Here is a 2,061-nt window from a genome sequence, read left to right on the forward strand (position 1 = left end):
CTCTTCTACCACTTCTACGCCTCCGCCTCGCTGACCGAGCAGCAGATCGACGCCTTCGCCGACCACCTGGCCCGCGCCACCGCCCGCGCCCGCGCCACCCACCCGCAGGCAGCGACCGGGCGGAGCATCACCTCCGACGTCGTCGCCGACACCCGCACCCACACCGACTGCTTCCGGCACTTCGTCGTCCACCCCGAAGGGGCACGCGACCCACACGCGCCGGGCTACTCCTTCCACACCTTCACCCAGCGTCGCACCACCGGCGAACAGATCCAGCACACCCGCTTCGGCACCGCCCGTGCCGGTGGACCGCTGTGGGTGTACGCCCCGGACCTGAACGCCCCCTTCGCCAACGAGCTGCTGGGGGTCCGCACCGAGCACTACTTCCTGGAAGTCCTCGACCACCACCAGCAGCAACTGTCCCTGGTCGGCGCTGTCCACGCCACCATGCTGCTGCCCGGCAGCCTGCGCGTCCTGCTCAACTTCGAAGCGGACGGCACCTTCCGCTCCGCTGAGTACAAGGCGCTGGGCGAGCAGGGCGCCGACGAGGTGCAGGTCTTCACCGACACCATCACCGTCAAAATCGGCAAGCACGCCGGCGGCTTCCGCCGTCCCCACAGCGATGACTACTCCTTCTCCATCGACGCCTCAGCCGAGATAACCCTCCGCCGCACCCCCGGTGCTGACGCGCCGGCCGTGACCGTGGCCCGGCACAACGCCGATGTACTCCTGCCGCGCCGCCCGCACCTGCGCCGCGAACAGTTCCGCCGCTTCCCGAACCGGTTCTTCGACACCGAACTGAACATCACCCTTGGTCGCGACTGGCAGGGCACCGCCTACCTGCCCGAACTGCTGGCCCCCACCCCGATCGGCCCGGTCCTGGCCGCTCGCTCCGCGCGGTGCGGCGTGTGCACCGTCGACGGCCGCCTCACCCCCCACGAAGTGCATCTGACCCTGACGGCCCTGGCCGAGCCACGCACCGACGCGCTGCACCTGGCCGGACCATGGAACCTGGGACGCCGACTGCACGACGCCCTTCCCCGCCTTGATGTCCGCGACACCGACCGGCTCACCGTCGAGCAGGTCGCCGACTTCGCCGAGTCCGTCCACAAGGTGTTCACCCACATCGGCCTGCCGAAGGACCTCAAGCTCGCGGGAGCTGAACGATGACCACCGCCCCCGCTCTCGACCACGCCGCCACGCACCGCCTCCTGGCGCACCGCGGGCCTGTCGAGACACGGACATTGCCCGAGGGCCGCTTCAACACCTGCTGGCACCTGAACGCCGCGGGCCGCTCCTACCTGCTCAAACTCAACTCCCGTGAGGGCGAGCCACACCTGCAGCGTGTTGCCGATGCCATGAGCCAGGCCGCCGCACGCGGCGTCACCGTGCCGCACGTCCTCGACGTCGGCACCGACCCCGTCCTGGGCCCCTATCTGCTCCAGGAGTGGCTGGAGGGAGAAACCTTCACCAACGCCCGCCGCCGAGGCCGCATCACCCGCACCGTGTGGACCAGCCTCGCCCAGCAGATCGCCCGACTCCACACACCGCCTGTGCCCGACACCGCGACGGTGACTGCCCGCCGCCGTCGGCTGGCCGAACTCCTCGATGAGCTCCTGCGGCACGAGTTGCTGCCGCCCGGCCTGGCCTCGGCCGCCCGCCACCGTGGCGACCTGCTGGCCGACCAGCTCGGCGAGCACCCGCTCGTCCCCACCCACCAGGACATTCATCCCGACAACATCCTGATCCGGCCGGACGGCACCAGCGCCCTGCTCGACTTCGACCACGCCGCAGAGGCGGAGGACGCCAGCGACTTCGTCAAGCTCGACCGCTGGTGCCTGCCGTCCGCCGCCGAGCGCCGCCTGCTCCTCGACAGCTACTGGCACGAGCGCGGCCTGACCGCCGACCCACTGTTCGAGCAGCGCCTCGCCTTCCACCGCCTGCTCATCCTGCTCTCCTACTTCCTGTACTGGCACACCCACGATGTCACCCAACTCCCGGGTTGTGTCACGGCACTTCACAACGAACTGGAGCCCTGCTCATGACCACCCCCCACCCCAC

The 2,061-nt window shown here is 70.0% G+C and carries 2 protein-coding genes; both read left to right on the forward strand.

Annotated elements, in window-relative coordinates; all coding sequences use genetic code 11:
- A partial coding sequence (locus C1I97_RS40380) for a hypothetical protein (protein ID WP_181447075.1) occupies positions 1–1,170 on the forward strand: 1,170 nt, incomplete at its 5' end.
- Positions 1,167–2,045 carry a phosphotransferase family protein gene (locus tag C1I97_RS35965; RefSeq protein ID WP_111007125.1) on the forward strand — a complete coding sequence of 293 codons (879 nt, stop codon included), beginning with the start codon at positions 1,167–1,169 and terminating at the stop codon, positions 2,043–2,045. The genes C1I97_RS40380 and C1I97_RS35965, both read left to right, overlap by 4 nt.
- Positions 2,046–2,061 lie beyond the last annotated feature (16 nt).

Source organism: Streptomyces sp. NTH33 (assembly GCF_003236365.1).
In the GTDB taxonomy this organism is placed as follows: Bacteria; Actinomycetota; Actinomycetes; order Streptomycetales; family Streptomycetaceae; genus Streptomyces.